1 protein-coding gene and 1 pseudogene are annotated in these 888 nt (G+C 47.0%); both read right to left on the bottom strand.

Annotation, left to right across the window (positions count from 1 at the left end; genetic code table 11):
• Positions 1–19 precede the first annotated feature (19 nt).
• Entirely contained in the window at positions 20–556 is a 537-nt protein-coding gene (locus tag R7Z77_RS24595; protein WP_318136958.1) for an ATP:cob(I)alamin adenosyltransferase, read from the bottom strand.
• A 75-nt stretch (positions 557–631) separates the two neighbouring features.
• A pseudogene (locus tag R7Z77_RS24600) lies at positions 632–888 on the bottom strand (heme utilization protein HutZ); the annotation flags it as partial.

The raw sequence follows: 888 nt of genomic DNA on the forward strand, positions 1-888 counted from the left end.
AGCGACTTGTTTACAGCGTTTACTTCTTTGGCATAGCGTAGATGCGAGACACAATCTCAGTTTCTTCCACTTGGTAACCATGATTAATGTAGGAAGCCAAGCTGTAAATGACATTGGCCATTAAGTTGGCGTAACGGAACAGAATCGGCGCTGGTTGCTTTTTCCCAGCATGCTCTATCGCGACGAGTGCTCGAACGGTTTTCTTTGCTTGGCAGCGGCACAAATGCAGTTGACTAGACGTAGCATGGCCTCCCGGCAGCACGAAACCTTTAAAACCACCGTCTATGCGCGCTTTTACGGCCTCATAGTCTGCTTTAAGCTCTTCAACTTCCGATTCTGTAATCGCTAACTTGCCACGCACCGAACCATTGAGATGGTAAACATTAGGCTGAAGGCGCGTGAGAATATCTCGACTGAAGTCGTCCAATTCCATCGACAGCACCAACCCAATCCGGCTGCACAACTCGTCTGCGGTGATCTCGAAATCGCACACAGGGCTGTCTTCGTAAATAAAGGGATAACAGATCTCGCTCAATTCCTTGCTTACAGGTCTCATGCTGTTGTTCCAATATAAAAAAGGGAGCCAGTATAACCTAACTCCCTCTTAGTAATCATAAAAACGACGTCCGCATTAGGCGTTTTCGATTTTCTTGTGGCCTTCTTGTAGATGCACAAAATCAACCAAGTCATCGCCTGAGACTTGATACGCTTGACCGAACCCTTTTACGAACAAACCTTTCTCAGCTTTTAGGTTGAACAGTACAAAGTCTTCAAGCTGGCTTAGACCGTCGATGATGTCACCGAAACGCGCTTTCATCTGACCAACGACCAATTGCCACATTTCAGTATCACGCTCAACAACCGTTGCGACCGCATCAAACGTCAGAC

The sequence above is a fragment of the Vibrio sp. 1401 genome (assembly GCF_033340295.1).